The sequence below is a fragment of the Oceanimonas sp. MB9 genome, assembly GCF_011319775.1.
GTDB classification, from domain to species: domain Bacteria; phylum Pseudomonadota; class Gammaproteobacteria; order Enterobacterales; family Aeromonadaceae; genus Oceanimonas; species Oceanimonas doudoroffii.
Genome location: NZ_VFBE01000005.1, coordinates 1,015,108 through 1,038,845, shown reverse-complemented (window position 1 = coordinate 1,038,845; position 23,738 = coordinate 1,015,108). Strand labels below are relative to the sequence as shown.

Sequence of the window (23,738 nt, the reverse complement as noted above, 5' to 3'; positions counted from 1 at the left end):
AAGTCTTTGCCCAGCATTCCTTGCTGGGCGTTTTTTTGATGTACACTGCCCGCTTCCTTCACCATCACGCAAGCATCATGAGCCTGAACGACGCCCCCGCCCACATTCAGCTGGCGGTCGATCTGATTGAACTGCTGGAAGTCAACGAGGTGCCGGCCGAGGTCGCCCTGGCCGCGCTGGCCATCGTCACGCGAGACTTTGAACGCAAGCGCAACGAGCAGCAAACGGATCACGGCGACTGACGCCGCGGTCCCAAACAAAAAACGCCCCGTAACGGGGCGTTTTGCTTAGTGCTCTTCTTCGAGGTAGGCGTAACCTTCCAGGCCCGCAGACAGCTCCTTGAGCAGCAATGCCCGGGTTTCTTCATCCAGATCCGGGTGGCTGGCCTGCAGCTCGTACTGGGCGTTGATCACCGTGGGATCGATGTCCACGTAACGCAGCAACTCGGCCACGTTACTGCCGGCCTTGACGTTGGTGATGTGTGGCTGGCCCTGGTCATCCAGCACCACCTCGGCACTGTGAGTGTCGCCAAAGAGGTTGTGCATGTCGCCAAGAATTTCCTGGTAGGCACCCACCAGGAAAAAGCCCAGATACTGAGGCTGGCCGGGCACAAACTCGGGCATGGGCAGGGTGGTTTCCACGCCCTGGCCGTCTACATACTGATCGATGGCACCATCCGAATCACAGGTGATGTCCAGGATCACTGCCCGGCGGCTGGGCGGCCGGTCGAGGCCGTCCAGGGGCAGCACCGGAAAGATCTGATCAATGCCCCAGGCGTCGGGCAGCGACTGGAACAGCGAGAAGTTGACAAAACACTTGTCCGCCAGCTTTTCGTTAAGCTCGTCCATAATGGGCCGGTGCGCGCGGTTAACCGGGTCCAGCCTGGCCTTGATGCCGAGGCAGATGTTCAGGTGCACCTCTTCTGCCCAGGCACGATCTTCCAGGCTCATCAGGCCCATGTTGTACTGCTCGTGTACATCGGCCAGCTCCGCCACGGTGTCGTGGTAAATTTCCAGCAGAGGCGGATCTTCCCGACACAAGTCTTCCCAGGTTTCCCACATGTTGCCCAGCAGGAAGGGGGCATCATCCCGGGGCGCCGCCGGACGGGTGCTCTGGGCCGACTCAATGCTGATCACATTGGCGATCAGCATGGCATGGTGGGCGGTAATGGCCCGGCCCGACTCGCTGATGATGCGCGGGTGCGGCAGATCGTATTCCCGGCACACGTTACCAATGCCCCAAACCACGTTGTTAGCGTATTCGCGCAGGTTGTAGTTGGCCGAACAGTAGCTCTGGGAGCGGGTGCCTTCGTAATCCACGCCCAGGCCGCCGCCCACATCCACGATATTTACCGGCACATTCAGGCGACGCAGCTCGCCGTAGAAGCGGCCACATTCGCGAATGCCCTTTTGAATGTCACGAATATTGGCGATCTGGGAGCCCAGATGGAAATGCAGCAACTGCAGCCAGTCGATGCAGCCGGCATCCTTCAGCCGGTTGACCAGTGCCAGCACCTGGGTGGCGCTGAGGCCGAACTTGGACTTTTCGCCGCCACTCGACTGCCACTTGCCGGCCCCCTGGGACGCCAGCCGTGCGCGCACGCCCAGGCGCGGCGTTACCTTGAGCTTGTCTGCCTCTTCCATGACCAGCGACAGCTCGGAGAGCTTTTCGATAACGATGTAGACCTGGTGGCCCATTTTGGTGCCGAGCAGCGCCAGGCGCACGTATTCCTTGTCTTTGTAGCCGTTACACACGATCACCGACTCGGTTTCGTGGTTGTGGGCCAGCACCGCCAGCAGCTCCGGCTTGGAGCCGGCTTCCAGGCCCAGCCGTGGCTTGTCTTTGTACGCCTTGGTCACGGCGTCGAGCACACCACGCTGCTGGTTGACCTTGATGGGATAAACGGTCAGGTAATCGCCTTCGTAGCCGTAGTCTTCGATGGCACCGTTAAAGGCGTTGAACAGGGCGTCGATGCGGCTTTTGATAATATCGGGAAAACGCAGCAGTACCGGGGCGGCATAGCCCTCGGCCTTGAGTTGCTCCACCACCTCCGACAGCACCACTTTGGCCTCGGGCCGGGTTTTGTCGGGCGTGACACAGACTCGCCCCTGCTCGTCGAGATGAAAAAAACCGGCGCCCCAGTAAGGCAGGTTATACACCTTGAGCGCATCGTTTGCGGACCATTCAGCCATGCTCTTTGTCCCCTTTTTCGTTCAGGGTCACAGATAATCCGAACCCGACATGGGTCCGGTACGATAATGAGTCGATTTTCGTCAGTATAAGGCAGCGGCGCACGCCGTCCGTGAGCTGCAAAAAAATCGGGGGCCGAGTGTAACGCTCGAGCCCGGCGCTGACCAGTACTGATCGGCCGTCAACTGCATTTTAGCGGCGCGCCAGCCGTTCCAGCAGGCCTCCCTGCTCCTTCAGAAAGCGCCGGCCACAAATGAGCCCTAATTGATAATCCTGCTCCAGCTGCCCTCGCGTCGAGCCCAGCACTCGACTGTGTAGCGACTCCGGTGGCGCAATGTCAAACACCCGCACGCTGGCCGGCGGCCGGCTCATAAAGTGATGGGCCTCATTACAGCAGCGCCGGTGGGCCTCCACCATGGCTTTTAACTCCCCGACCCGCTCCCGCCCCAGCCAGTCTTCCAGCCGCCGGGCCCAGTTCAGGCTGAAGCGACTGTCGCCGGGATGGGTACGGATCACCACCAGCACGCCGGCGCCCCGCCGCCAGGCTTCACACACCGGAATGGCGTCGGCCACGCCACCGTCCAGGTAACGTTCTCCCCGCCACTCCACTCCCGCCCGGTAGAACAGCGGAATGGCACTCGACGCCTTCAGGCCAAGCAACCAGTCGGTGTCGGCGGGATGAAAATAATGGGGCACGTGATCCCGGGCCCGCGTGCTGCAAAACAACAACTCGCGTTCGCCCAGCCGACGGCGCCCGGTCACCACATCCAGCGGCAGCTCGTGACGGAGCACCTCGAAATACCAGTCCAGATCGACCAGATCTCCCCCCCGGGCAAAATGCAGCGGACGAAAAAAGTCGGCGCGGGTGGTGTAATCGGTGATCACTTCCCGGGCAAAGCCGCGGCTGTAACAGACATAGGCCGATAGGTTCTGGGCACCGGCGGAAGAGCCGATAAAGAGGTCAAAAGGGTCAAAATCGGCGGCCATAAAGGCGTCGAGTACGCCTGCGGTAAAAATGCCACGTTGGCCACCACCTTCGCAAATCAGGGCCAGGCGGCCGGTATTCGGCTCGGCCCCATTAACTACGGCGGCAACTTCGGCCGCCAGATATGGTCGCTGACTGATCATAGACAACCCTGTCATCAAATCATCATGACGGCGCCATGTGGCCGTCATTGGTCCTGTCTAGGCTGGGCTCACCGCAAGTGAAGGAGCACGCCATGTTCTCTGTAGATACCCTGGCCGCCGAGTTTCTGCCCCGGTGGCAACACGTTCCCGGTTGCAAGGCCACGTTGCGTTACCTGTTGCACGAGCAGGCCTTTATCGACTTTGCCGCCGAATACCCCCATCTGCGCGGCCTGGATTTTGTAGAGCAGGTACTCGAGTATTTTCATTTTCGCGTCCGGGTGCACGATCAGGAGCTGGAGCATATTCCGGCCACCGGCCCCGTGGTGATCGTGGCCAACCACCCCATCGGCTCTCTGGATGGCCTGGCCCTGCTGCGCCTGGTCTGCCGCCTGCGCCCCGACACCAAAATCATGGCCAATCAGCTGCTGGCCCGGCTTGAGCCGCTCAGTCCACTGCTGCTGCCGGTAGACAACCTGGGCGGCCGTACCGGCCGTGCCCAGCTTGGCGCGGTGCAACATCACCTGGGCGCCGGTGGCGTGGTCATCATCTTTCCCGCCGGCGAGGTGTCGCGCCTCAGCCCCGCCGGCGTACGCGACAGCCGCTGGCATGCCGGCTTTATTCGCCTGGCCATTCGCGCTCGGGCCGACATCGTGCCCATTCATCTGGATGGCCGAAACTCCGCCTTCTTTTATTTAAGCTCACTGTTGTGCCGCCCACTGAGCGGCGTGCTGCTGATCCGCGAAATGTTTCGCCAGCGCAACCGCCAGATTAGCGTGCGCATCGGCCGTCCGGTGGCCTGGCAGCACTGCCGCCAGGGCGGCGTCAGCGACAAGGGCCTGGCCATGCTGTTTCGCAGCCATCTGTACCGGCTGGGCAAGGGAAAAAGCGGTTTGTTTGAAACCCAGGTGGCCATTGCCCCCCCCGAGCCGCGTCAGTTGCTGAAAAAGGCGGTGGAAAAAAGCGAACTGCTAGGCCGCACCCGGGACGGCAAGGCCATTTACCTCACCAAACGGGACCCAGCGGGCCACTGTGTGATCCTGAGAGAAATCGGCCGGCTGCGGGAACTGGCATTCCGCGCCGTCGGTGAAGGCACCGGCAAACGCCGGGATCTGGACCCGTTTGATGATGATTATTATCAGTTGCTGCTGTGGGATCCCGAAGAGCTGGAAGTGATCGGCGCTTACCGCTTTGTGCCGGCGCGCCGGCAACTGGAGCGTCGCGGCACCGACGGGCTTTACACCCACCAGCTGTTTGAATTCGGTGAGGACATGGCCCCCTTCCTGGAGCAGGGCATTGAACTGGGCCGCAGTTTTATTCAGCCCGCCTACCAGGGCCGGCGCAGCCTGGACTACCTGTGGTTCGGCATTGGTGCCTTTCTGGCCCGCCATCCCCAATACCGTTACCTGTTTGGCCCGGTTTCGCTGAGTGCGGCGCTGCCGGTGGCCGCCCGGGATCTGCTGGTGGCCTTTTACCGACTGTATTTCTCCCGGAAAACCGAGCTAGCCCGTTCGCGCCGCCCCTTTCCCGCCAGTCCCGCCCACTTGCTCAACGCCTTTGACGGCAATGACTACCGGGCGGATCTGCAACGCCTGAAACAGCGACTGGACCACCTGGGTGCGGCCATTCCCACCCTGTACAAACAATACGCCGAACTGTGTGAGCCCGGTGGCGTGCAGTTTGTGGACTTTGGGACGGATCCGGACTTCGCCGACTGCATTGATGGTTTGGTGGTGGTGGATTTGACCCGACTCAAGGACAGCCGCTATCAGCGCTACATCGCGCCGCACCTGTCCCCTGAGCCGGCCTGAACCGGTCTCAGGGCCGGTCGCTGTGGCCCAGGTCCCGTTCTGGGGCAATGTGGTCCCGCAGCCGCTGTTTCACTTCCTTGGCCTCGGGAAAACCGTCGTCGGCCACTCGGCACCAGATGAGGGTGCCGTCGACATAAATCTGAAACTGGCCCTTGTCACCAGGGATCAGGGCTACCTCTCCCACTTCATCGGCAAAGGTCGACAGAATTTCCTGGGCCAGCCAGGCCGAACGCAGCAACCAGCGACACAGGCTGCAGTAGCGTATTTCCACTCTGGGTTTCATGCTGCTTCCTTGAGCCCATGCCGGTGGCCCGACATGGGCAAACGAGAGATCAGCGCACCACGCCGCTCAGAAACTCGTGGCGAGTGGCCGGCCGGGTTTTAAAGATGCCGCCAAGGGACGTCGTGGTGGTAGCACTGGTGGCGTCCATCACCCCCCGGGCCTTCACGCAATAATGGGTGGCGGTGATGCTGATCGCCACATCTTCGGACTCGAGCAGGGTCTGCAACGCCACCAGCACCTGCTGGGTAAGGCGCTCCTGTACCTGGGGACGGCGCGCAAAGAACTGCACGATGCGGTTGATCTTGGACAGACCAATCACCTTGCCGCGGGGAATATAGGCAACGGTGGCGGTGCCGTCTATGGTGACAAAGTGATGCTCACAAGTGCTGGTCAGGGTGATATCTCGCACCTGGACCATTTCGTCCACCTGCATCTTGTTCTCGATCAGGGTGATCTTGGGAAAGTGGGCATAATCCAGGCCCGAAAAAATCTCCCGCACATACATCTTGGCGATACGCTGGGGCGTTTCGGCCAGGCTGTCGTCTTCCAGATCCAGCCCGAGTACGTCCATCACCTGGGTCATCAGGCCGGTGATTTGTTCCTGCTGTTCATCAGTACTCAGGTGGGTTCCACGCATCGGGGTTTCAAGGCCCCGGGCTTCCAGGGCGGAACGGACCCGAATGGCTGCGTCGCTCAATGCGGTCATGGTGATCTCCGTGGGATATACAATCTGGAAGCATGTTAGTGCATTTGGTCTTTTCTGTGAATGACGGATTCGCGTCAGTTGCCATGACAAGCGGGGCCGGAGTCTGAAATAATGATATTTATTGATATCCCATACGGAGCCTTAACATGGCCATTCAAGATAGTTGCAGTCACCCCGGGCTGCGTCCCTTTGAAGACGCGAAAGCCGATATGCTGGGCCAGCTGGACACCCTTGCCCCGGCGGAGCTGGTGCCGCTGGAGCAGGCCCTTGACCGTGTGCTGGCAGACGCCGTGGAATCCCCCCTGGATGTGCCCGCCTTTGCCAACTCGGCCATGGACGGTTACGCCCTGCGGGCCGAGGATGCCAATGCCGGCCCCCTGGCCCTGATCGGCTCCAGTCTCGCCGGCCACCCCTTTAACGGCCAGGTCGGGCCGGGGCAATGCGTGCGCATCATGACCGGCGCGGCCCTGCCCCTGGGGGCCGACACTGTCGTCATGCAGGAAAACTGCACCTCCGAGCACAACGCCGTCACCGTCAGCGGCAACATAGAGCCCGGTCAGCATGTGCGCCAGGCGGCGGAAGATCTGGCCCAGGGCGAAACCGTGTTTCGCGCAGGCATGCGCATTAACGCCCGTGTGCTGTCGGTGCTGGCATCGCTGGGGCTGGAGCAGGTGTATGTACGCCGGCCGCTCAGGGTAGCGCTGCTGTCCACCGGTGACGAGCTGAAACGCCCCGGCGAGCTGCTGGCGCCGGGCGAAATCTATGACTCCAACCGCATTGGCCTGGCCGCCATGCTGACCCGGCTGGGAGCCAGCATTAGCGACTACGGCATTATTGCCGACGATCCCGAGCAAATTCGCGCCGCTTTTGTGCAGGCAGCGGCCAGCCACGATGCGGTGATCACCTCGGGCGGGGTATCGGTGGGGGATGCGGATCACACCAAGGCGGTGCTGGAAGATGTGGGCCGCATCGGCTTCTGGAAACTGGCCATCAAGCCGGGCAAACCCTTTGCCTTTGGCCATATCAACCGTTGCGCCTTCTTTGGCCTGCCGGGCAACCCGGTCTCGGCGGCGGTGACCTTTCATCTGCTGGTGCGTCCGGCGCTGGCGAAACTGGCCGGTGAACGCCTGGCCCCCACCCTCACCCTGCAGGCCACCGCCCTGATGCCCTTTAACAAATCTCCCGGACGCATGGACTTTCAGCGTGGCCGGGTGGAACGCCAGGATGATGGCAGCCTGGGCGTGGTCCCTGCCGGCTCGCAGAGCTCGGCGGTGTTCAGCGCCATGGCCGAGGCCAACTGCCTGCTGTATCTGGAGCAGGAAAGAGGGCGGGTGGAAACCGGAGAAACCGTCACCCTGGAGTTGATTGACGGGCTGTACTGGTAAGCAATGCAGGCGGGCGCACAGGCTGCCCGCCTTCATCAGGTTGCCTTCACCACTTGTTGGCGGCGTCGGTGTCGCTGTCCTTGGCGTCCACCCAGCGTTCGCCCTCGGCGGTGCGCTCCTTTTTCCAGAACGGCGCCCTGGTCTTTAAATAGTCCATGATGAAATGGCAGGCCGCAAAGGCCGCTTCCCGGTGCTGGCTGGCCACGCCGACGAAGACGATCTGATCGCCCAGCGCCAGCGCCCCCACCCGGTGTATTACCCGGCACTCCAGCAAGGGCCAGCGGTCGTTGGCCTCAGCCACAATTTGCTCCAGGGCATGCTCGGTCATGCCCGGGTAGTGCTCCAGGGTCATGCCGCTCACGGCATCCCCCTGGTTCATGTCCCGCACCTTGCCCACAAAGGTGACCACGGCACCGGTCTGATGCGACTGACTCAGGGCGTTATATTCGGTGGCGAGGCAGAAATCGCCGGTCTGTACCCGAATCATCTCAGCCTCCGGTGACCGGCGGAAAGAACGCAACTTCGTCTCCGTCCTTGAGCGCCGTGCCGGGAGTGGCCACTTCATGATTGACCGCCACCAGCAGGCTGTTATCGGCCAGCACCTGAGCCCAGGTGTCATTACGGCCGGCCAGATGTTCCCGCAGGGCGTTCACATCGGTAAATTCGGCGTTGAGAGACAGCTCATCCTCGCCCAGTTGTTCCCGCACGCGGGCAAAAAATACCACTTTAATCATTTGGCCTTGAACTCCCCGGACTTGCCGCCCCGTTTTTCCAGCAGGCGTACGCCGTCGATCAGCATGTCTTTCTGTACCGCCTTGCACATGTCGTAAATGGTCAGCGCCGCCACCGAGGCGGCGGTGAGGGCTTCCATTTCCACCCCGGTCTGGCCTGCCAGCTTGCAGTAGCTTTCTATGCGCACCCCGCCCCGCTCACCGTCGGCTTCGAGTTTGACTTCGACCTTGGACAGTGCCAGCGGATGGCAAAGGGGAATGAGATCGGACGTTTTTTTGGCGGCCATGATGCCGGCGATGCGGGCGGTGGCGAACACATCGCCCTTGTGATGCCGGCCTTCCACGATAAGCGCCAGGGTGTCGGGGGTCATCAGTACCCAGGCCTCGGCCCGGGCCTCACGACTGGTCACCGCCTTGTCGCTCACGTCCACCATGTTGGCCTCGCCCGAGGCATTGATGTGGGTCAGTTCGCTCATGAATTACACCAGGTGCTGCACAAAGTTGCAGGGCTTGTGGCGGGCGTCGAGCTGCTCGGCGAGAATGCCATTCCAGCCGGTGCGGCAGGCGCCGGTGGAGCCCGGCAGGCAGAACACCGCGGTGCGGTTGGCCAGGCCGCCCAGGGCACGGCTCTGTACCGTGGAGGTGCCCAGCTCCTGATAGGTGATATGGCGAAACAGCTCGCCAAAGCCGTCAATCTGGGTATCGAGCAGCGGACCCACCGCCTCGGGAGTGGTGTCACGGCCGGTAAAGCCGGTGCCACCGGTGATGATCACCACCTGTACCTCCGGGCTGGCAATCCAGCGGGACACCAGGGCGCGGATCTGGTACTTGTCGTCTTTTAAAATGGCCTTTTCGGCCAGTCGGTGGCCGGCGCCGGTGAGCGCATCAACCAGAAAACGGCCCGAGGTGTCGGTGTCTTCGGTACGGGTATCGGAAACGGTGAGCACCGCGATATTGAGCGGTACCAACTCCTGGCTTGCATGACTCATGAGAATCCCCTGAATATTTCCACTTGAAATCATCTCTTGCCTGCATTGTTCACCCCGGGGCGCAGCAGGTCAATAACAAAAAAGCCTGAGGTCATGATGCCACAGGCTTGCGTCCGCTTCATGGACCCAGATCAGAAAGCGGTCATATCATTCGCCTCTCACGGCCTTGCCCGACGGCGTCAGGGAGCCACGACAATGCCCTCACCGGCCTTAAACACGACCGGCTCCTGGCAGATCAGGGTGACCGACACCACCCCGTCCAGCGCGGCAATATGATCGATATGGTATTTGAGGTGATGTTGTTCGGGTCCTTCCAGCATCACCACCAGCTTGCCCTGTTCACCGGCCACCGGCACTTCCGCCTCCGGCAGGGCTTCAATGGCAACGGTCACCGCCTTCATTCGCTCCGGGTGGCAATACACCACCAGGGTGGCCATGTGCCATTTTTGTTGTGTCATCATGCTCTCCTCCTGCTCCCGCATTGCGTCAGGCGACCGGCAATGAAGCCTGTACCGCCATGAACACTCCAGGTCATGGAATTGGTGTTAATGTCGAGACCTGAACTCAAAAATGTAGCACAGTTGTTACCATTTGAGGCTTGGCGGACGATACGCAAACAAGGAGGTCGCAGAAACTTGTCTCGCCGGTACCCTGTTCAGAAACCGGCCACGTCATGCATGTCGGGTAATTGGTGAGCGATGCCCTTATGGCAGTCAATGCAGGTTTTTTCACCACTGGCCAAAGAGGTGGAATGGGCCGCGGCGGCACGGCTGCCCTGCACGCTGAAGTCCATATAATCAAAGTTATGGCAGTTACGGCATTCCCGGGAGTCGGTTTCCTTCATGCGTTGCCACTCCCGCTCCGCCATGTGCCGGCGATGGGCCTCGAACTTCTCCGGCGTGTCGATAATACCGGTGATCTTGCCCCATACTTCCTTGGAAGCCGCCACCTTGCGGACTATTTTGTGGGTCCATTCGTGGGGCACATGGCAATCGGGGCAACTGGCCCTGACCCCGGAGCGGTTGGCATAGTGAATGGTATCCCGGTATTCCAGATACACGTTGTCGCGCATTTCATGACAACTGATACAGAACGTCTCGGTGTTGGTCAGCTCAAGTGCGGTGTTAAAGCCGCCCCAGAACACCACACCGCCGACAAACCCCAGAAACAGCACCACACCGACGGCCACTCGGCTGGGCGAACGAAAGATTCTCCACAAACGCCGCAACAACCCATGTTTGTTCGCCATATGACCTCCCTAGCGCAGTGACTCAACCGGCGTAAAGGTATTTTCCACCAGCGGTTTGGCACCGGTCTGGGGTATGTGGCACTGCAGGCAGAAATAACGTCGGGGGCTGATGTCGCTCAGGGTCAGGCCGTCCCGGTTTTCATAATGGGTCGGGCTGACTCGGGGCGCATTGCGATCGGCGGCGTTTTTCCAGCCATGGCACGACAGACACTGGTTCACCTTGAGATCCACCTCGTAACCACGCACCTGATGGGGCACCAGCGGCGGTTGGTGAATGTACTCCCTGTCCTGAATCCCCTGATCCTTGAGCGGATCGGCAATGCGGGCCGGTGCCGGATCCCGATCCAGGTGCATGCTGCCCCGCAGGGCCTCGAGGTTGCCGGCGTCGGGGGCGGCCACGGCCAGTCCGGCCAAAGCCAGCAACAGTGGCCCCAATAACGGTCTTGCGGTGATGCTCATCCTGCGTTCTCCACCTTGTTCACATAAGTCGGTTATGCTCTGGTCACCCTGACGGCACACTTCTTGTAGTCGGTTTCCTTGGACAGCGGGCAGGTCGCGTCCAGGGTCAGGCGGTTGATCAGCTGGCTTTCATCAAACCAGGGCACGAATACCAGGCCTCTGGGTGGCCGGTTGCGGCCCCGGGTTTCAAGCCGGGTTTTCATTTCGCCCCGGCGGGAAGCCACCCGCACTTCATCGCCCCGGCGCAGGCCACGGGCTTTGGCATCATCCGGATGCATAAACACCTGGGCCGCCGGATAGGAGCGGTGCAGTTCGGGCACTCGGCGGGTCATGGAGCCGGAGTGCCAGTGCTCCAGTACCCGACCGGTGGACAACCAGAGATCGAATTCGTCATCGGGTTCCTCCGCCGCCGGCTCATAGGGCAGTGCAAAAATCACCGCCTTGTTGTCCTTGTGGCCGTAAAACTGCACACCGCTGCCCGCTTCCACATAAGGGTCATACCCCTCCCGGTAGCGCCACCGGGTTTCCTCGCCGTTCACCACCGGCCAGCGCAGGCCGCGCTCCTGGTGGTAACGGTCGTAGGGCGCCAGATCGTGGCCATGTCCCCGGCCGAACTCGGCGTATTCCTCAAACAGGCCCTTTTGCACGTAAAAGCCGAAGTGATCCCGCTCGTCGTTAAACTCGTTCCTGCAATCCTCGGCGGGAAAGCGGTCAACCTGACCATTCTCGAACAGCACCTCATACAGGGTCTTGCCTCGGTATGCGGGCATTTGCGCCAGCAGCGCCTCGGGCCAGACCTCTTCCATGGTGAAGCGTTTGGAAAATTCCATCAGCTGCCACAGATCCGAGCGTGCCCCTTCCGGCGCCCTGACCTGCTGATACCACAGCTGAGTGCGGCGCTCGGCATTGCCGTAGCCCCCTTCCTTTTCCACCCACATGGCGGTGGGCAGCACCAGATCCGCCGCCTGGGCGGTGACCGTGGGGTACGGATCCGACACCACCACAAAGTTGTCGGGATTGCGGTAGCCGGGCAGGCTTTCCTCGTTCATGTTGGCCGCCGCCTGCATGTTGTTGTTACACATCACCCAGTAGGCATTGAGCTTACCGTCCTTGAGCATGCGGTTTTGCAGCACGGCGTGATAACCGGGCACGGGATTGATGGTGCCCTCGGGAAGCTTCCAGATTTTTTCCGCCGCCGCGCGGTGCTCGGGGTTGGCCACCACCATGTCGGCGGGCAGCCGGTGGGCAAAGGTGCCCACTTCCCGGGCGGTACCGCAGGCAGAGGGCTGACCGGTGAGGGAAAACGGGCTGTTGCCGGGCTCGGATATCTTGCCGGTGAGCAGATGAATGTTGTAGACCATGTTGTTGGCCCAGGTGCCTCGAGTATGCTGGTTAAAACCCATGGTCCAGAACGACACCACCCTGGTATTCGGATCCGCATACGCCTTTGCCAACGCCTGCAAGCGCTCGACGGGCACGCCGGAGAGCTTGGCCACGGTATTCACGTCATAGTCGGCCACAAAGGCGGCGAATTCCTCGAAACTCATGGGGCTGGACGCCCCCGAGTCGGGATTGGCGGCGGCGGCCTGGCGCGGGTGGGTCGAGCGCAGGCCGTAACCGATGTCGGTTTCGCCCCGGGCAAAGCGCACATGACGAGCGACAAAGTCCTGATTGACGTGGCCATTTTCAATGATGTAGTGGGCGATGTAGTTGAGAATGGCCAGATCGGTCTGGGGTTTGAACACCATGCCATTGTCGGCCAGCTCAAAGCTGCGGTGCTCAAAGGTGGACAGCACATGCACCCGCACATGAGCTGCACTCAGCCGGCGGTCGGTCAGCCGCGACCACAGAATGGGGTGCATCTCCGCCATGTTGGAGCCCCACAGCACAAAGGCGTCGGTGGCTTCAATGTCGTCATAGCAGCCCATGGGCTCGTCCATGCCAAAGGTGCGCATAAAGCCGGCCACCGCCGACGCCATGCAGTGGCGGGCGTTGGGATCCAGGTTGTTGGAACGAAAACCGGCCTTGTACAGCTTGGCGGCGGCATAGCCCTCCATGATGGTCCACTGGCCGGATCCGAACATGCCCAAGGCTTCGGGGCCTTTTTCCTTCAGCGCCGCCTTCCACTTTTCGGCCATGATATCAAAGGCCTGCTCCCAGCTGATGGGCGTGAATTCACCGTGCTTGTCGTATTTTCCGTCGGTCATGCGCAGCAGCGGCGTGGTCAGCCTGTCCTTGCCGTACATGATTTTCGACAGAAAATAGCCCTTGATGCAGTTCAGGCCCCGGTTCACCGGTGCCTGTGGATCCCCCTGGGTGGCCACCACTCGACCGTTTTGCGAGCCGACCAGCACCGAGCAGCCGGTGCCGCAGAAGCGACAGGGCGCCTTGTCCCACTTGATCGCGGTCTGCTCCCGGCTGGTGATAAGGTTGGTGGCGCCGGCCGGCAGCGCCAGCCCGGCAGCCGCAGCGGCCGCCGCCACGGCATTGGCTTTCATAAAGTCGCGACGATTCAGTGTCATGCTGACTCCTCTCCGGGCACAAGCTCGGCAAATTCATGATAAATCAGGGTGGTGGACACCACGCCCGCCAGGGCGGCGATGCGGTCGATATGATCAACAATATGGCGCTGGCCTGCGCCTTCCAGGGCCACCACCAACTTGCCCTGCTCACCGGACACCGGCACCTCGGCGCCGGGCTCGGCTTCAATGGTGGCGATCACCGCCGCTACCTGCTTGGGCCGGCAATACACCACCAGGCTGGCCACATGCCATTCCTGCTTACTCATGCTTGCTCCTCTCCTTCACAATCTCGATGGCCCCCACCGGGCAGGCAGCCACGCAACCGCCACAGCCATTACAGACCTCCCGGTTCAGCTCGGGCACCGACACGCCCCCCAGACGGGGGCGAAAACGAATGGCCGCAGGCCCACAGCCGTCTTCGCAACTGCGGCAGTGCACGCCCCGGTGCGCCAGGCAGGTGTCCTGCAACACCGCATGCTGGCGCCAGGGAGGTTCAGTGGTTGGGTTAAACAGGGTTTCGCTGCAGGCACTGACACAGTCACCGCAAAAGGTGCATTCCCCCCGTGTAAAATCAACGGCCGGAAAGCCGCCATCGGCAAGGGTAATGATGTGCTCGGGACAGGCCTTCAGGCAGTCGCCACAGCGGGAACAGCCATCACTGAAGAGTGCCCGGTCCACCGCCCAGGGCAGCGACTGGGTGAGGCGGTCGGCGCCCGGCCCTCCCTTGAGCCAGCGCCGCCTGGATAAATCGAGTGTGCCCATGATGCTCCCGTACCTGGCAACGCCCCACAAAGGCAATAAAAATATTATGTCTGTGGGTCTAATCAGAATTGCTGATCACAGGGTATGGCAACGGCAGGACAAAAAGAATGAAATGAAATACCTATTTAAGGCGGACTTGACTCAGATCAATTATCCGCGGCCACGGGCGTGGCCGCGACGCATTAACCGCCGATGGAGGCGAGGTGCGGGGTCATACCGCTGTGCCCCTGATGCAGAAAATGGGTGGCCTTTTTGTCGGCCAGGGCTTCACGCAGGCGGCGCTGCAGTGCCGCCTGCTGGCCCGGGCTCTGCAGCAGATCACGCAGATCCACCCCGTACTCACCAAACAGGCACAGGTGCAGCTTGCCCAGGGCCGAAACCCTGAGCCGGTTGCAGCTGGCGCAGAAGTCCTGAGCGTAGGGCATGATAAGGCCGATTTCGCCCACATAGTCCGCGTGCCAGAACACTTCGGCCGGACCGTCGTTGTGGGCCCGCACCCGCTGTTGCCAACCAGCCTCCAGCAGTTTTTCCTTGATGGCGGCACCGCGCACATGGTGGCGTTCAAACAGTTCGTCCATTTCGCCGGTCTGCATCAGCTCGATAAAACGCAGCTGAATGGGACTGGATTTAATCCAGGCCAGAAACTCCCCCAGCTCGCCGTCGTTGAGGCCGCGCATCAACACGGTATTGACCTTGACCTGTTCAAAGCCGGCGGTAAAGGCGGCATCAATGCCCGCCATCACCTCGTGAAAACGGTTCTGGCCGGTGATCTGATGAAACATGCGCGGATCCAGGCTGTCGAGGCTGACATTGATGGCATCCAGCCCGGCGCTGCGCCAGTCGGCCACCCGCTCGGCCATGCGATAGCCGTTGGTGGTGGTGGCCACCTTGCGAATGCCCGGGGTCGATGCCACCGCCTCAATGATGTCGGTGAAGTCCCGGCGCATGGACGGCTCACCCCCGGTGATGCGCACCTTGTTGGTGCCCATGGCGGCAAAAGCCCGCGTGATATGACGAATTTCGTCCAGGGTCAGAAACGACTTGCGCCCGTCCGGCCGATAACCGTCGGGCAGGCAATACTGACAGCGAAAGTTGCAGACGTCGGTGACCGACAGCCGCAGATAATGAAATTTGCGCGCGAACGCGTCTTGTAATTCCAGCATAAACACCTTTCCGAAAAGCGGGAGGCGACGACATTTCTATCGGCACCCTTACGCGCCGCCGATCTGGCGGCCCGAGCGGTCCGGCCACCCTATCGCTGCGGGGACTTAGGCCTGCCGGACTCGGAGTTTGTAACCACATTGGTGGATGATTGTCTGTTCCACCTTAGAGGCAAACATTGTTTCAAATCAAGAAATATTTATCGAGGAGTTGACTGAAGCCGCATCTCGTCGGAGTGGAAAAAGCAAGGAAGGAGAATTGCATTTAACAAGGGAAGGTTGTTGCATTTTGGTATTTTTCGCATTTTGGATTGACTGTTTTTTCCACATTATCGCGCTCATCCCTTGTAGAATGGGGCTTGGAAAAGTTGGCACGATACTTTCATGTATATGTTCAGTCGTTTTTATCCCGTGCTCTCTTCAGCTCCCGCTGAAGTTCGGCCAACCCATTGGGTTGGCCATTTTTTTGCCTGTTAGCGCGCTTCCAGCTGCGCCTGCACCTCGCTCAGGGTTTCGCTCAGGGCCAGTTCCCAGGCCACCATCAGTGCACCGGTTGCCTCGGCATCCTGCTGGCGACAGCCAGCTTCCAGCTTTTCTGCCAGAAACTGGCAACGCAGGGCACCGTAGCTGCCACAGGCCGATTTCAGGCTGTGGCAGGACTTGGCCATCTGCTCGAAGTCTCCGTCAGCAAAGGTCCTGCTCAGGGCCTCCCCCTGAAGCCGGCCGTCTTCAAGAAACAAGCCGAGCAGGCGATGCAGGGTGTCGGTGCCCAGCTCGCCGTCAAGCTGGGCCAGGCGCGCCTTATCCATCAGCGGCAAGCGTTGCTGCAACGCACTCCAGTCAGCCATGGTCGCTACCCCAACTCTGCAGCTTGCGATAAATGGTGGACGGACTCACCTCCAGCAGGGCGGCGGCCCGGGAAATATTGCCGTCACAGTGGGCGATGGTGCGCTCTATGGCCTGACGTTCAATCACCGCCAGCGGCAATATCGGCTGCGGCACTACCGGCGCCGCGGCGCCCTGCCCTTCCCTCGGCTGGGTCAGGGAACGATCGAGGGGTGCCGGCAGCATGTCCACCTCAATCCACTCCCCCTGATGCAGAACCACGGCGTTGCGAATCACGTTTTGCAGCTGACGCACGTTGCCCGGCCAGTGATAGGCCTGCAGCCGGTCCTTGGTGGCCTCGGACAGCCCCACAAACTCCTTACCCTCTTCCCGGGATGCCTGCCGTACCAGGGCAGTGGCGATACTGATGACATCGGCGCCTCGTTCGCGCAGGGGCGGCAGGTGCACCGGGATCACGTGCAACCGATAGTAAAGATCTTCCCGAAACCGGCCCTGCTCCACTTCCACCAGGGGATCCCGGTTGGTCGCGCAGACGATGCGCACGTCCACCTTGACGTGGTGGGAGCTGCCCACCGGCTGAATAAAGCCGGTCTGCAAAAAACGCAACAGCTTGCTTTGCAGCTCCAGATCCATTTCGCAGATTTCGTCCATAAACAGGGTGCCGCCATGGGCTCGACTGACGGCACCATCCCTGTCCTGCAATGCGCCGGTAAAGGCGCCCTTGATATGGCCGAACAACTCACTTTCCATCAGATCCCGAGGAATGGCGGCACAGTTCAGGGCGATAAAAGGCCCTTCGGCCCGGCCGCTGAGCTGGTGAATGGCCTCGGCGCAGACTTCCTTGCCGGTGCCGCTTTCTCCGGTAATAAACACGGTGGCGGTGCTGGGTGCGGCGTTTTCAATGAGCCGGTATACCTTCTGCATCGGCAGGCTTTCTCCGATGAAACCCTGAAAACGCTCCCGCTCCATCTCATGGCGGTACTGATTGACCAGCTGATTGAGGTGGCGAAACTGCATGGTATTGTGCAGGGTCACCTTGAGCCGCTCGGCTTCCACCGGCTTGCTGATAAAGTCGTGGGCACCAAAGCGCATGGCATCGACCGCCACGTCCACCGAGCCATGTGCCGTCATGACGATGGTGGTGATGTTACGCTGCTCTTCGTGCAGCCATTGTAAAATGTTCATGCCCGGCATGTCCGGCAGGTTCAGATCCAGCAGCAAAATGTCGGGGGAGGCGCGGCGAATATGCTCCAGCGCCAGCTGGCCGCTGCTGACCACGGTCAGGTCCAAAGGCTCGTCCTGCAAAAATGCCTGATACATGGCCGCCAGCGATGGGGTGTCTTCCACCATCAGGACGCTCAGCCTTTCCTCTAGCATGTCGCCTCTCTTGTTGTTTCCGTTCCAGTCATTTGTTCTCTCGCCATAAAAAAACTTGCCTAAAGGCAACATCATGTTAACATGGTTTCAACATCAGTTTTGACTCATACAGAACCATAGTGTTCCGTTCTCCATGTAGTTAGTGCGATTCGACAACGAAGCTTTTTATGCCCGTGTGGCTGCTGCGAAGCCAGGGATGGTCCGTCCTCCCTGGCCTTTTTTTATGCCGGGTTGTCGATATCGACAAAATCCACCTGGATTCCATGTGCCTGGGTCAGCCATTCGCCCAGCGCCTTGACCCCATAGCGTTCGGTGGCATGGTGGCCGGCGGCAAAGAAATGAATGCCCTGCTCCCTGGCCGAGTGCACCGTCTGCTCGGAGACTTCCCCACTGATAAAGGCATCCATGCCCTGCGCCGCCGCCAGATCGATATAACCCTGGCCACCGCCGGTGCACCAGCCCACCCGCCGAATGCTCTGAGGGCCGCCCTCGCCCACATGCAGCACAGAGCGGCCGAGTCGTTGCTCAATGCGGTTAGCCAGTTCGGCGCCGCTGACCGGCGTCCCCAGCTCACCCTGCATGGCCACCGACAGGGGATTGCCGGGCTCAAGCGGCCCGGTCACCGCAATATCCAGCAACCGTGCCAGTTGCGCGTTGTTGCCAAGCTCGGGGGCGATGTCCAGGGGGAGGTGATAGGCATACAGGTTGATGTCATGCTCCAGCAGCGCCTTCAGCCGGCGGCGCTTGATGCCCCTCACCGGCTGGGATTCGCCTTTCCAGAAATACCCGTGATGCACCAGCAAGGCATCGGCCCCCAGCTCAATGGCGCGCTCAATCAGTGCCTGGCTGGCGGTCACCCCGGTAACAATATGGCGCACCTGGGTCCTGCCTTCCACTTGCAGCCCATTCGGGCAATAATCCTTTATGGCATCCACGTTTAGCTGCCGGTTCAGCAGCTGTTCGAGCTCCATGTTGTTCATGCCGGCTCCCGTCATTGAAAATTGGCCCATTGTAAATCAAAAGAGAACGATTATGAGCCCTTTACTGGACGAACTGCTGACCTCCCTCCGCAATAATCAGGTGCGCGATTTGGCCTGGGCCATCGGCAGCCCCGGCTTGCTGCCCGGGCTACAAGAGGCCCCTGCGGATCAATGGTATGAGCAGTTGCTACGAGACTATCACCCTCGCCTACTGGCGCTCGACAGCCACCCCGACCTGCTGCACCGCCACTGTGGGGATTGTCTCCGTCTGGGACAGTATTTTGAGGCCTTGTGGCATTTTTTCTTGCTGGATAACCCGCGCTTTCAGGTGCTGGGCTTTAACCGTCAGCAGGTGGTGGCCGGACGCACCCTGGGGGCCTTTGATCTTCTGCTGTGGGACAACCAGCACCGCCGGGTAGAGCACTGGGAGCTGGCGGTGAAATTTTACCTGATCACCGACACCCGACAGCCCAGAGACAGTGCCCTTGGCATCAATCCCTGCGACAGGCTGAGACGCAAACTGGACCATATGCAGCAACACCAACTGCGCCTGAGTCAGCGTCCCGAAGTAAAGCGCTCCCTGGCGGCGGAAGGACTGATGCCCTCCCATACCCGGCTAGTGCTCAAGGGCAGGCTGTTTTATCCCCTTGATGCGCCCCTGCCCAAGGGGCACGAAGCACGCACTGGCCGCTGGGGTCATGAGGCACCCGCACACGGCTTCGAGCCCCAGCACAAGTTGGGCTGGATGACGGGAGGGCGCAAGACCGACGACATTCGGCAACGTCAGAACTACCGGGATGCAAAAGGAAACTGGTACGTAAAAGTGGAGCGTAACTGGAACGAAGAAAGATAAGCGTAAAAGGGGAATACAAGGATGGAATAATGGAGGCGCGTTCCGGAGTCGAACCGGACTGAACGGATTTGCAATCCGCTGCATAACCGCTTTGCTAACGCGCCTTTGCAGATTTGGAGCGGGAAACGAGATTCGAACTCGCGACCCCAACCTTGGCAAGGTTGTGCTCTACCAGCTGAGCTATTCCCGCATACCATTTTTGACTGTTCAGCAGTGTCGCTGCTGATGGGTGGGCATTATAGGCAGGACGTTGGGCAATACAAGCAATTTTTCTGAATGACACCCCGTTTGCTTTTATTTTCAGCACCTTGGGTGATTTTTGGCTGGCAGGACGCCTCTCCGCTGGCTACCCTAGGCCTGATTTCCCCAATGATGGAGTTCGCCATGCGCCTGTTTTTGTTCGCCCTGCTCTGGCTTCCCCTGGCCCAGGCCGACACCCGCCCCGCCCCCGAAGCCGCCACCGGCTGGCAAAACCAGCCCCTGGTGCAGGCCGAGCAGGCCATGGTGGTGACCGCCAACCCCCACGCCAGCCGCGCCGCCCAGGCCATGCTGGTGCGAGGCGGCAGCGCCGTGGATGCCATGATCGCCGCCCAGATGGTGCTAACCCTGGTCGAGCCCCAGTCTTCTGGGCTGGGCGGAGGGGGGTTTCTGGTGCACTGGCAGGAGGACGAACGGCAGCTGGTCACCCTGGATGGCCGGGAAACGGCCCCAAGACAGGCACCTGCCGACCTCTTCCTTGACGACCATGGCCAGTCCCTTGGCTTTATGGATGCGGTGGTTGGGGGACGCTCGGTGGGCACGCCGGGCACCGTGATGCTGATGTGGCAGGCACACCAGCGTTTTGGCGTATTGCCCTGGCAGGATTTGTTTGGCCCGGCCATTACCCTGGCGCTGAACGGATTTACGGTTTCTCCCCGGCTGGCACGGCTGATAGCCGACAATCGGCACAGTCTCGGCAAGGATACCGACAGCCGCCATTACTTTTTTGATGACAAGGGCCGGCCACTCAGTGCCGGCAGCCACTTGGTAAACCCGCTGCTGGCCGCCCTGCTCACTCGACTCAGCATCGAGGGACCCTCGGCCTTTTACCAGGGCAAGATTGCCGAGCTGATGGTGGACAAGGTGCGCAATGCCGCCGCTCCCGGCCACCTCACCCTAGACGATCTGACGCAATACCGGGTTCAGGAACGCCCGCCACTGTGTTTCCCCTATCGCCAGTACAACATCTGCGGCATGGGTCCTCCGGGCTCGGGCACCCTGGCCCTGGGACAGATACTGGGCATGCTGGCCCACTTTGATCTCAGCCGGCTGGGCCCCAATTCTCCCCAGGCCTGGCGGCTGGTGGCCGATGCTTCACGGCTGGCCTTCGCCGACCGCGGCCGTTACGCCGCCGACAGCGACTTTGTGCCGGTGCCGGTCGAAGGCCTGCTGGATCGCGATTACCTGGCGCAACGGGCCCAATTGCTGAAGGGGGCCGACAAGGCCCTGCCCGAGGTCACGCCGGGCACCCCCAAAGGTCATTGGCCCACTTCGTTCGACGGCTCACCCGAATTTCCCTCAACTACCCACATCAGCATCATCGACGGCGATGGCAATGCCGTGTCGCTCACCTCCACCATAGAGAATGCCTTTGGCTCCCGGCTGATGGTACAGGGCTTTCTACTCAACAATGAGCTGACCGACTTCGCCTTTACCCCCGAGATGGACGGCGTGCCGGTAGCCAACCGCCTGCAGCCGGGCAAGCGGCCACGCTCCTCCATGAGCCCGACCCTGGTGTTTGATGAGCAAGGCGATCTGCTGCTGGTACTGGGCTCCCCCGGGGGCAGCAGCATCATCGGCTATGTGCTGCACACCCTGCTTAATGTGCTTGACTGGGGCATGGACGTGCGCGACGCCCTGCATCAGCCGCATGTGCTGCACCGGGGCGGTGCCCTCGAGCTGGAGCCCTTTGGGCGCAACCTAGCGCTGCAGCAGGCCATGGCCGAGCGAGGCTTTGACACCAGACTGACCGAGCTCAATTCCGGCCTGCATCTGATCCTGCGCCGGCCCGACGGCCTGTTCGGCGCCGCCGACCCCCGCCGGGAAGGACAGGCTCTTGCCGCCGACTAAGCGAACCGCACTGGCAGCTTCGGTGCCAGCGCCGGAAAGTGGGATCCCAGTCACTCAAGAAGTTGACCATGGGGCCGATAGTAAGGCACAGCCAACTCCAACAACGAACAAGTACGCGGATGAACAAACGAAACCAGCACGTGATCGATGAAGAAGTCAGTTACGGTGAACGGGAACAACTGGTGTCCACCACCGACAAACGCGGTGTGATCACCTATGCCAATGAGGTGTTCTGTCAGGTGGCCGGCTATACCGCCGACGAGCTGGTCGGTAAAAATCACAATCTCGTGCGCCATCCAGACATGCCCAGGGCCGCCTTTCGGGATCTGTGGGAACACGTGCAACGCGGTCAGGCCTGGCGGGGCGCGGTCAAGAACCGCTGCAAGGACGGCCGTTATTACTGGGTGGATGCCTACGTGACCCCCATCTATGAAAACGGCGAGGTCACCGGCTATCAGTCGGTGCGCACCCGGCTGGATCCGGCGGTGCGCGCCCGGGCCGAGCAGGCCTATGCCCGCCTGCTGGAGGCCCAGGGACGCAAACGCGGCGCCGCCGGCAACCTGCTGCGCGCCACCCTGCCCTGGCTGGCAGGCGCCGGGTTGGGTGCCCTGCTGATCGGTGCCTGGGCCAATGGCGGCGTCACCGGCCTGGTATGGAGCCTGCTGCCGCTGGCCTGGCTGGCGCTGTGCTGCCGCCAGCAGCTGGTGGCCGGACCTCGTTTTTTCCGTCAACTGAGCCGGGACTACGACAGCCTGTCACGCCTGGTCTATTCCGGTGATCAGCCCCACGCCATCGCCGACTATCACCTGGGCATGTGGCAGGCCCGGGCCCGAACCATACTGGGCCGGGTGGATGACGCCACCGGCTCGCTCAAGCAACTGGCCGCCGGCATGCTGCAGGCCATGCACGGCGCCCGTCACGATCTCGGCCGCCAGGACAGCGACACCCATCAGATTGCCGCCGCCATCGACGAGATGTCGGCCACCGCCTTTGAAATCACCCGTAATACGCAAAAGGCCGCCAGCAATGCGGAGGAAGCCCAGCACCAGTGCCACCTGACCCAGCAACAGCTGGAGCAGACCCGGCAGAAAATCGTGGAGCTGGCCCGGGAAGCGGAGCAGGCCGCTGAGGCGACCCAGGCCTTATCACAGGAGTCCGACCGCATCGGCACCCTGATGACGGAAATCCAGGGCATTGCCGATCAGACCAACCTGCTGGCCCTCAATGCCGCCATTGAGGCGGCCCGTGCCGGTGAGCACGGCCGCGGCTTTGCGGTGGTGGCGGAAGAAGTGCGGGCGCTGTCCACTCGCACCCATGGCGCCACCGAACAAATCCAGGGCAGCATCGGCCAGATCCAGCAAACCCTGGGACGCTGGCGCACCATGATGGATGCCAATATGGCCCAGAGTCAGGACTGCGTGAACGCCGCCGAAGCGGGCACCGAGAGCCTGGCCAGGGTGGTACAGGAAATCGATGACATCGTGGGGGTGACCGTGGAAATTTCCACCGCCGCCGAGCAGCAGCAACAGGTGGCGGAAGAGATCAGTCGCAATGTGCATCAGATTTCCGAAGCCTCGTCCGCCAACCTGGGCAAAATCGCCCAGGTGGAAGGCGCCAGCCAGGAGCTGCTGAATCGTTCTCAAGGCCTGAATGACCTCACCCGCACCTTCTCCTGACGCCGCCAGCCAGGCCCTGCTGCGGGTACTGGCTCTGGTGCCTGCCGGCCGGGTGGTGAGCTATGGCCAGCTGGCGGATCTGGCCGGCCTGCCCGGACGGGCACGATTGGCGGGCCGGGTGCTGCGCCTGGCCGATATCCGCGACTTGCCCTGGCACCGGGTAGTAGCTGCCAATGGCGGCATCAGCCTGCCCGAAGGCAGCGACGAGGCACTGGAGCAACGACAGCGCCTGCGGGCAGAAGGCATCACTTTCAAAGGGAAAAGGGTAGACATGAAACAGCACCAGTGGCGGCCGGATCTGGCCGCGCTGCTGATGCTGATGGAAGGCTGAAGGCGGGCGTTGTCAGTCGAGCTCGTCGAGCAGATCGCTCACATGCACCTGAAAGGGAATGGTTTCGTCTTCCCGCTGCATTAACACCAGTTCATTCTGAAGATCCACCTCCAGCACATAGCCCGAGCCTTCGGTGGTGTGGCATATCATGCCGGGTCTGACTTCACGAATATCCATATTCACTCCTGCAAACT

Annotated in this window: 26 protein-coding genes, 2 tRNA genes and 1 riboswitch; of the genes, 7 read left to right on the top strand and 21 right to left on the bottom strand. The window is 61.2% G+C overall.

Translation table 11 applies throughout. From position 1 onward, the window contains the following. Positions 1 to 77 precede the first annotated feature (77 nt). Complete coding sequence (gene rsmS, locus OJHNALOF_RS08150; protein WP_094199576.1) at positions 78 to 242, top strand: pleiotropic regulatory protein RsmS; 165 nt, start codon at positions 78 to 80, stop codon at positions 240 to 242. A 45-nt stretch (positions 243 to 287) separates the two neighbouring features. On the opposite strand, the gene speA is transcribed toward rsmS, so the two are convergent. Further along, positions 288 to 2,192, bottom strand: coding sequence for a biosynthetic arginine decarboxylase (gene speA, locus OJHNALOF_RS08145; protein ID WP_094199577.1), 1,905 nt, complete (start codon positions 2,190 to 2,192; stop codon positions 288 to 290). Between the two features lie 190 nt (positions 2,193 to 2,382). Beyond that, positions 2,383 to 3,333 carry a patatin family protein gene (locus tag OJHNALOF_RS08140; RefSeq protein ID WP_240919651.1) on the bottom strand — a complete coding sequence of 317 codons (951 nt, stop codon included), beginning with the start codon at positions 3,331 to 3,333 and terminating at the stop codon, positions 2,383 to 2,385. A 77-nt stretch (positions 3,334 to 3,410) separates the two neighbouring features. On the opposite strand from OJHNALOF_RS08140, the gene OJHNALOF_RS08135 reads away from it, so the two are divergent. Beyond that, positions 3,411 to 5,126, top strand: a complete 1,716-nt coding sequence (locus tag OJHNALOF_RS08135; protein ID WP_165661700.1) for a lysophospholipid acyltransferase family protein — start codon at positions 3,411 to 3,413, stop codon at positions 5,124 to 5,126. A 7-nt stretch (positions 5,127 to 5,133) separates the two neighbouring features. On the opposite strand, the gene OJHNALOF_RS08130 is transcribed toward OJHNALOF_RS08135, so the two are convergent. Both OJHNALOF_RS08130 and folE read right to left on the bottom strand, forming a co-directional pair. Next, positions 5,134 to 5,409, bottom strand: a complete 276-nt coding sequence (locus tag OJHNALOF_RS08130) for a SelT/SelW/SelH family protein (protein ID WP_094199580.1) — start codon at positions 5,407 to 5,409, stop codon at positions 5,134 to 5,136. A 49-nt stretch (positions 5,410 to 5,458) separates the two neighbouring features. After that, complete coding sequence (folE, locus tag OJHNALOF_RS08125; RefSeq protein WP_094199581.1) at positions 5,459 to 6,115, bottom strand: GTP cyclohydrolase I FolE; 657 nt, start codon at positions 6,113 to 6,115, stop codon at positions 5,459 to 5,461. Between the two features lie 146 nt (positions 6,116 to 6,261). Here folE and glp point away from each other — a divergent pair, with 146 nt between their 5' ends. Beyond that, the gene (glp, locus tag OJHNALOF_RS08120; RefSeq protein ID WP_165661699.1) at positions 6,262 to 7,500 is read left to right on the top strand and encodes a gephyrin-like molybdotransferase Glp; all 1,239 of its coding nucleotides are present in this window, start codon (positions 6,262 to 6,264) and stop codon (positions 7,498 to 7,500) included. A 46-nt stretch (positions 7,501 to 7,546) separates the two neighbouring features. Here glp and moaE read toward each other — a convergent pair whose 3' ends face one another. From moaE to OJHNALOF_RS08050, 14 genes are all read right to left on the bottom strand, one after another. Next, positions 7,547 to 7,987 carry a molybdopterin synthase catalytic subunit MoaE gene (gene moaE, locus OJHNALOF_RS08115; protein ID WP_165661698.1) on the bottom strand — a complete coding sequence of 147 codons (441 nt, stop codon included), beginning with the start codon at positions 7,985 to 7,987 and terminating at the stop codon, positions 7,547 to 7,549. Position 7,988: 1 nt separating this feature from the next. Further along, positions 7,989 to 8,234, bottom strand: coding sequence for a molybdopterin synthase sulfur carrier subunit (gene moaD / locus OJHNALOF_RS08110; RefSeq protein ID WP_094199584.1), 246 nt, complete (start codon positions 8,232 to 8,234; stop codon positions 7,989 to 7,991). After that, positions 8,231 to 8,707: a cyclic pyranopterin monophosphate synthase MoaC gene (gene moaC, locus OJHNALOF_RS08105; RefSeq protein WP_094199585.1), complete on the bottom strand. Its 477-nt coding sequence runs from the start codon at positions 8,705 to 8,707 to the stop codon at positions 8,231 to 8,233. The genes moaD and moaC overlap by 4 nt, the downstream gene beginning before the upstream one ends. Before the next feature lie 3 nt (positions 8,708 to 8,710). Continuing rightward, positions 8,711 to 9,220 (bottom strand): molybdenum cofactor biosynthesis protein B, encoded by a 510-nt coding sequence (moaB, locus tag OJHNALOF_RS08100; RefSeq protein ID WP_094199586.1) that lies wholly within the window; start codon positions 9,218 to 9,220, stop codon positions 8,711 to 8,713. A gap of 179 nt (positions 9,221 to 9,399) precedes the next feature. After that, the gene (locus OJHNALOF_RS08095) at positions 9,400 to 9,681 is read right to left on the bottom strand and encodes a chaperone NapD (RefSeq protein WP_240919650.1); all 282 of its coding nucleotides are present in this window, start codon (positions 9,679 to 9,681) and stop codon (positions 9,400 to 9,402) included. 194 nt (positions 9,682 to 9,875) lie between these two features. Beyond that, positions 9,876 to 10,469 carry a cytochrome c3 family protein gene (locus OJHNALOF_RS08090; RefSeq protein ID WP_094199587.1) on the bottom strand — a complete coding sequence of 198 codons (594 nt, stop codon included), beginning with the start codon at positions 10,467 to 10,469 and terminating at the stop codon, positions 9,876 to 9,878. A 9-nt stretch (positions 10,470 to 10,478) separates the two neighbouring features. Continuing rightward, positions 10,479 to 10,928: a nitrate reductase cytochrome c-type subunit gene (locus OJHNALOF_RS08085; protein ID WP_165661697.1), complete on the bottom strand. Its 450-nt coding sequence runs from the start codon at positions 10,926 to 10,928 to the stop codon at positions 10,479 to 10,481. Positions 10,929 to 10,960: 32 nt separating this feature from the next. Then, a complete protein-coding gene (napA, locus tag OJHNALOF_RS08080; protein ID WP_165661696.1) occupies positions 10,961 to 13,450 on the bottom strand; it encodes a nitrate reductase catalytic subunit NapA in 2,490 nt (829 codons plus the stop codon). Further along, positions 13,447 to 13,716 carry a chaperone NapD gene (locus tag OJHNALOF_RS08075; protein ID WP_165661695.1) on the bottom strand — a complete coding sequence of 90 codons (270 nt, stop codon included), beginning with the start codon at positions 13,714 to 13,716 and terminating at the stop codon, positions 13,447 to 13,449. Before OJHNALOF_RS08075 ends, napA begins: the two co-directional genes overlap by 4 nt. Next, on the bottom strand, positions 13,709 to 14,212 hold the full coding sequence (napF, locus tag OJHNALOF_RS08070; RefSeq protein WP_165661694.1) for a ferredoxin-type protein NapF: 504 nt from the start codon (positions 14,210 to 14,212) through the stop codon (positions 13,709 to 13,711). The genes OJHNALOF_RS08075 and napF overlap by 8 nt, the downstream gene beginning before the upstream one ends. 182 nt (positions 14,213 to 14,394) lie before the next feature. After that, positions 14,395 to 15,375: a GTP 3',8-cyclase MoaA gene (gene moaA, locus OJHNALOF_RS08065; RefSeq protein WP_094199592.1), complete on the bottom strand. Its 981-nt coding sequence runs from the start codon at positions 15,373 to 15,375 to the stop codon at positions 14,395 to 14,397. After that, positions 15,363 to 15,513: riboswitch (molybdenum cofactor riboswitch) on the bottom strand. (Overlaps the previous gene by 13 nt.) A gap of 332 nt (positions 15,514 to 15,845) precedes the next feature. Then, positions 15,846 to 16,220, bottom strand: a complete 375-nt coding sequence (locus tag OJHNALOF_RS08060) for an Hpt domain-containing protein (RefSeq protein WP_165661693.1) — start codon at positions 16,218 to 16,220, stop codon at positions 15,846 to 15,848. Beyond that, a complete protein-coding gene (locus OJHNALOF_RS08055; protein ID WP_094199594.1) occupies positions 16,213 to 17,595 on the bottom strand; it encodes a sigma-54 dependent transcriptional regulator in 1,383 nt (460 codons plus the stop codon). Before OJHNALOF_RS08055 ends, OJHNALOF_RS08060 begins: the two co-directional genes overlap by 8 nt. Positions 17,596 to 17,816: 221 nt before the next feature. Next, on the bottom strand, positions 17,817 to 18,575 hold the full coding sequence (locus tag OJHNALOF_RS08050) for a Nif3-like dinuclear metal center hexameric protein (protein ID WP_094199595.1): 759 nt from the start codon (positions 18,573 to 18,575) through the stop codon (positions 17,817 to 17,819). Positions 18,576 to 18,627: 52 nt separating this feature from the next. Here OJHNALOF_RS08050 and OJHNALOF_RS08045 point away from each other — a divergent pair, with 52 nt between their 5' ends. Further along, entirely contained in the window at positions 18,628 to 19,428 is an 801-nt protein-coding gene (locus OJHNALOF_RS08045) for a DUF1853 family protein (RefSeq protein ID WP_165661692.1), read from the top strand. Positions 19,429 to 19,458: 30 nt separating this feature from the next. Here OJHNALOF_RS08045 and OJHNALOF_RS08040 read toward each other — a convergent pair. Both OJHNALOF_RS08040 and OJHNALOF_RS08035 read right to left on the bottom strand, forming a co-directional pair. Beyond that, positions 19,459 to 19,532: transfer RNA gene (locus OJHNALOF_RS08040), tRNA-Cys, on the bottom strand. Between the two features lie 10 nt (positions 19,533 to 19,542). Continuing rightward, positions 19,543 to 19,618: transfer RNA gene (locus OJHNALOF_RS08035), tRNA-Gly, on the bottom strand. Between the two features lie 194 nt (positions 19,619 to 19,812). Here OJHNALOF_RS08035 and ggt point away from each other — a divergent pair. From ggt to OJHNALOF_RS08020, 3 genes are all read left to right on the top strand, one after another. Further along, positions 19,813 to 21,537, top strand: coding sequence for a gamma-glutamyltransferase (gene ggt / locus OJHNALOF_RS08030; RefSeq protein ID WP_165661691.1), 1,725 nt, complete (start codon positions 19,813 to 19,815; stop codon positions 21,535 to 21,537). A gap of 119 nt (positions 21,538 to 21,656) precedes the next feature. Further along, positions 21,657 to 23,213: a PAS domain-containing methyl-accepting chemotaxis protein gene (locus OJHNALOF_RS08025; protein ID WP_165661690.1), complete on the top strand. Its 1,557-nt coding sequence runs from the start codon at positions 21,657 to 21,659 to the stop codon at positions 23,211 to 23,213. Then, entirely contained in the window at positions 23,188 to 23,544 is a 357-nt protein-coding gene (locus OJHNALOF_RS08020) for an MGMT family protein (RefSeq protein ID WP_094199598.1), read from the top strand. Before OJHNALOF_RS08025 ends, OJHNALOF_RS08020 begins: the two co-directional genes overlap by 26 nt. 12 nt (positions 23,545 to 23,556) lie before the next feature. Here OJHNALOF_RS08020 and OJHNALOF_RS08015 read toward each other — a convergent pair whose 3' ends face one another. After that, entirely contained in the window at positions 23,557 to 23,721 is a 165-nt protein-coding gene (locus OJHNALOF_RS08015; protein ID WP_165661689.1) for a hypothetical protein, read from the bottom strand. Positions 23,722 to 23,738 lie beyond the last annotated feature (17 nt).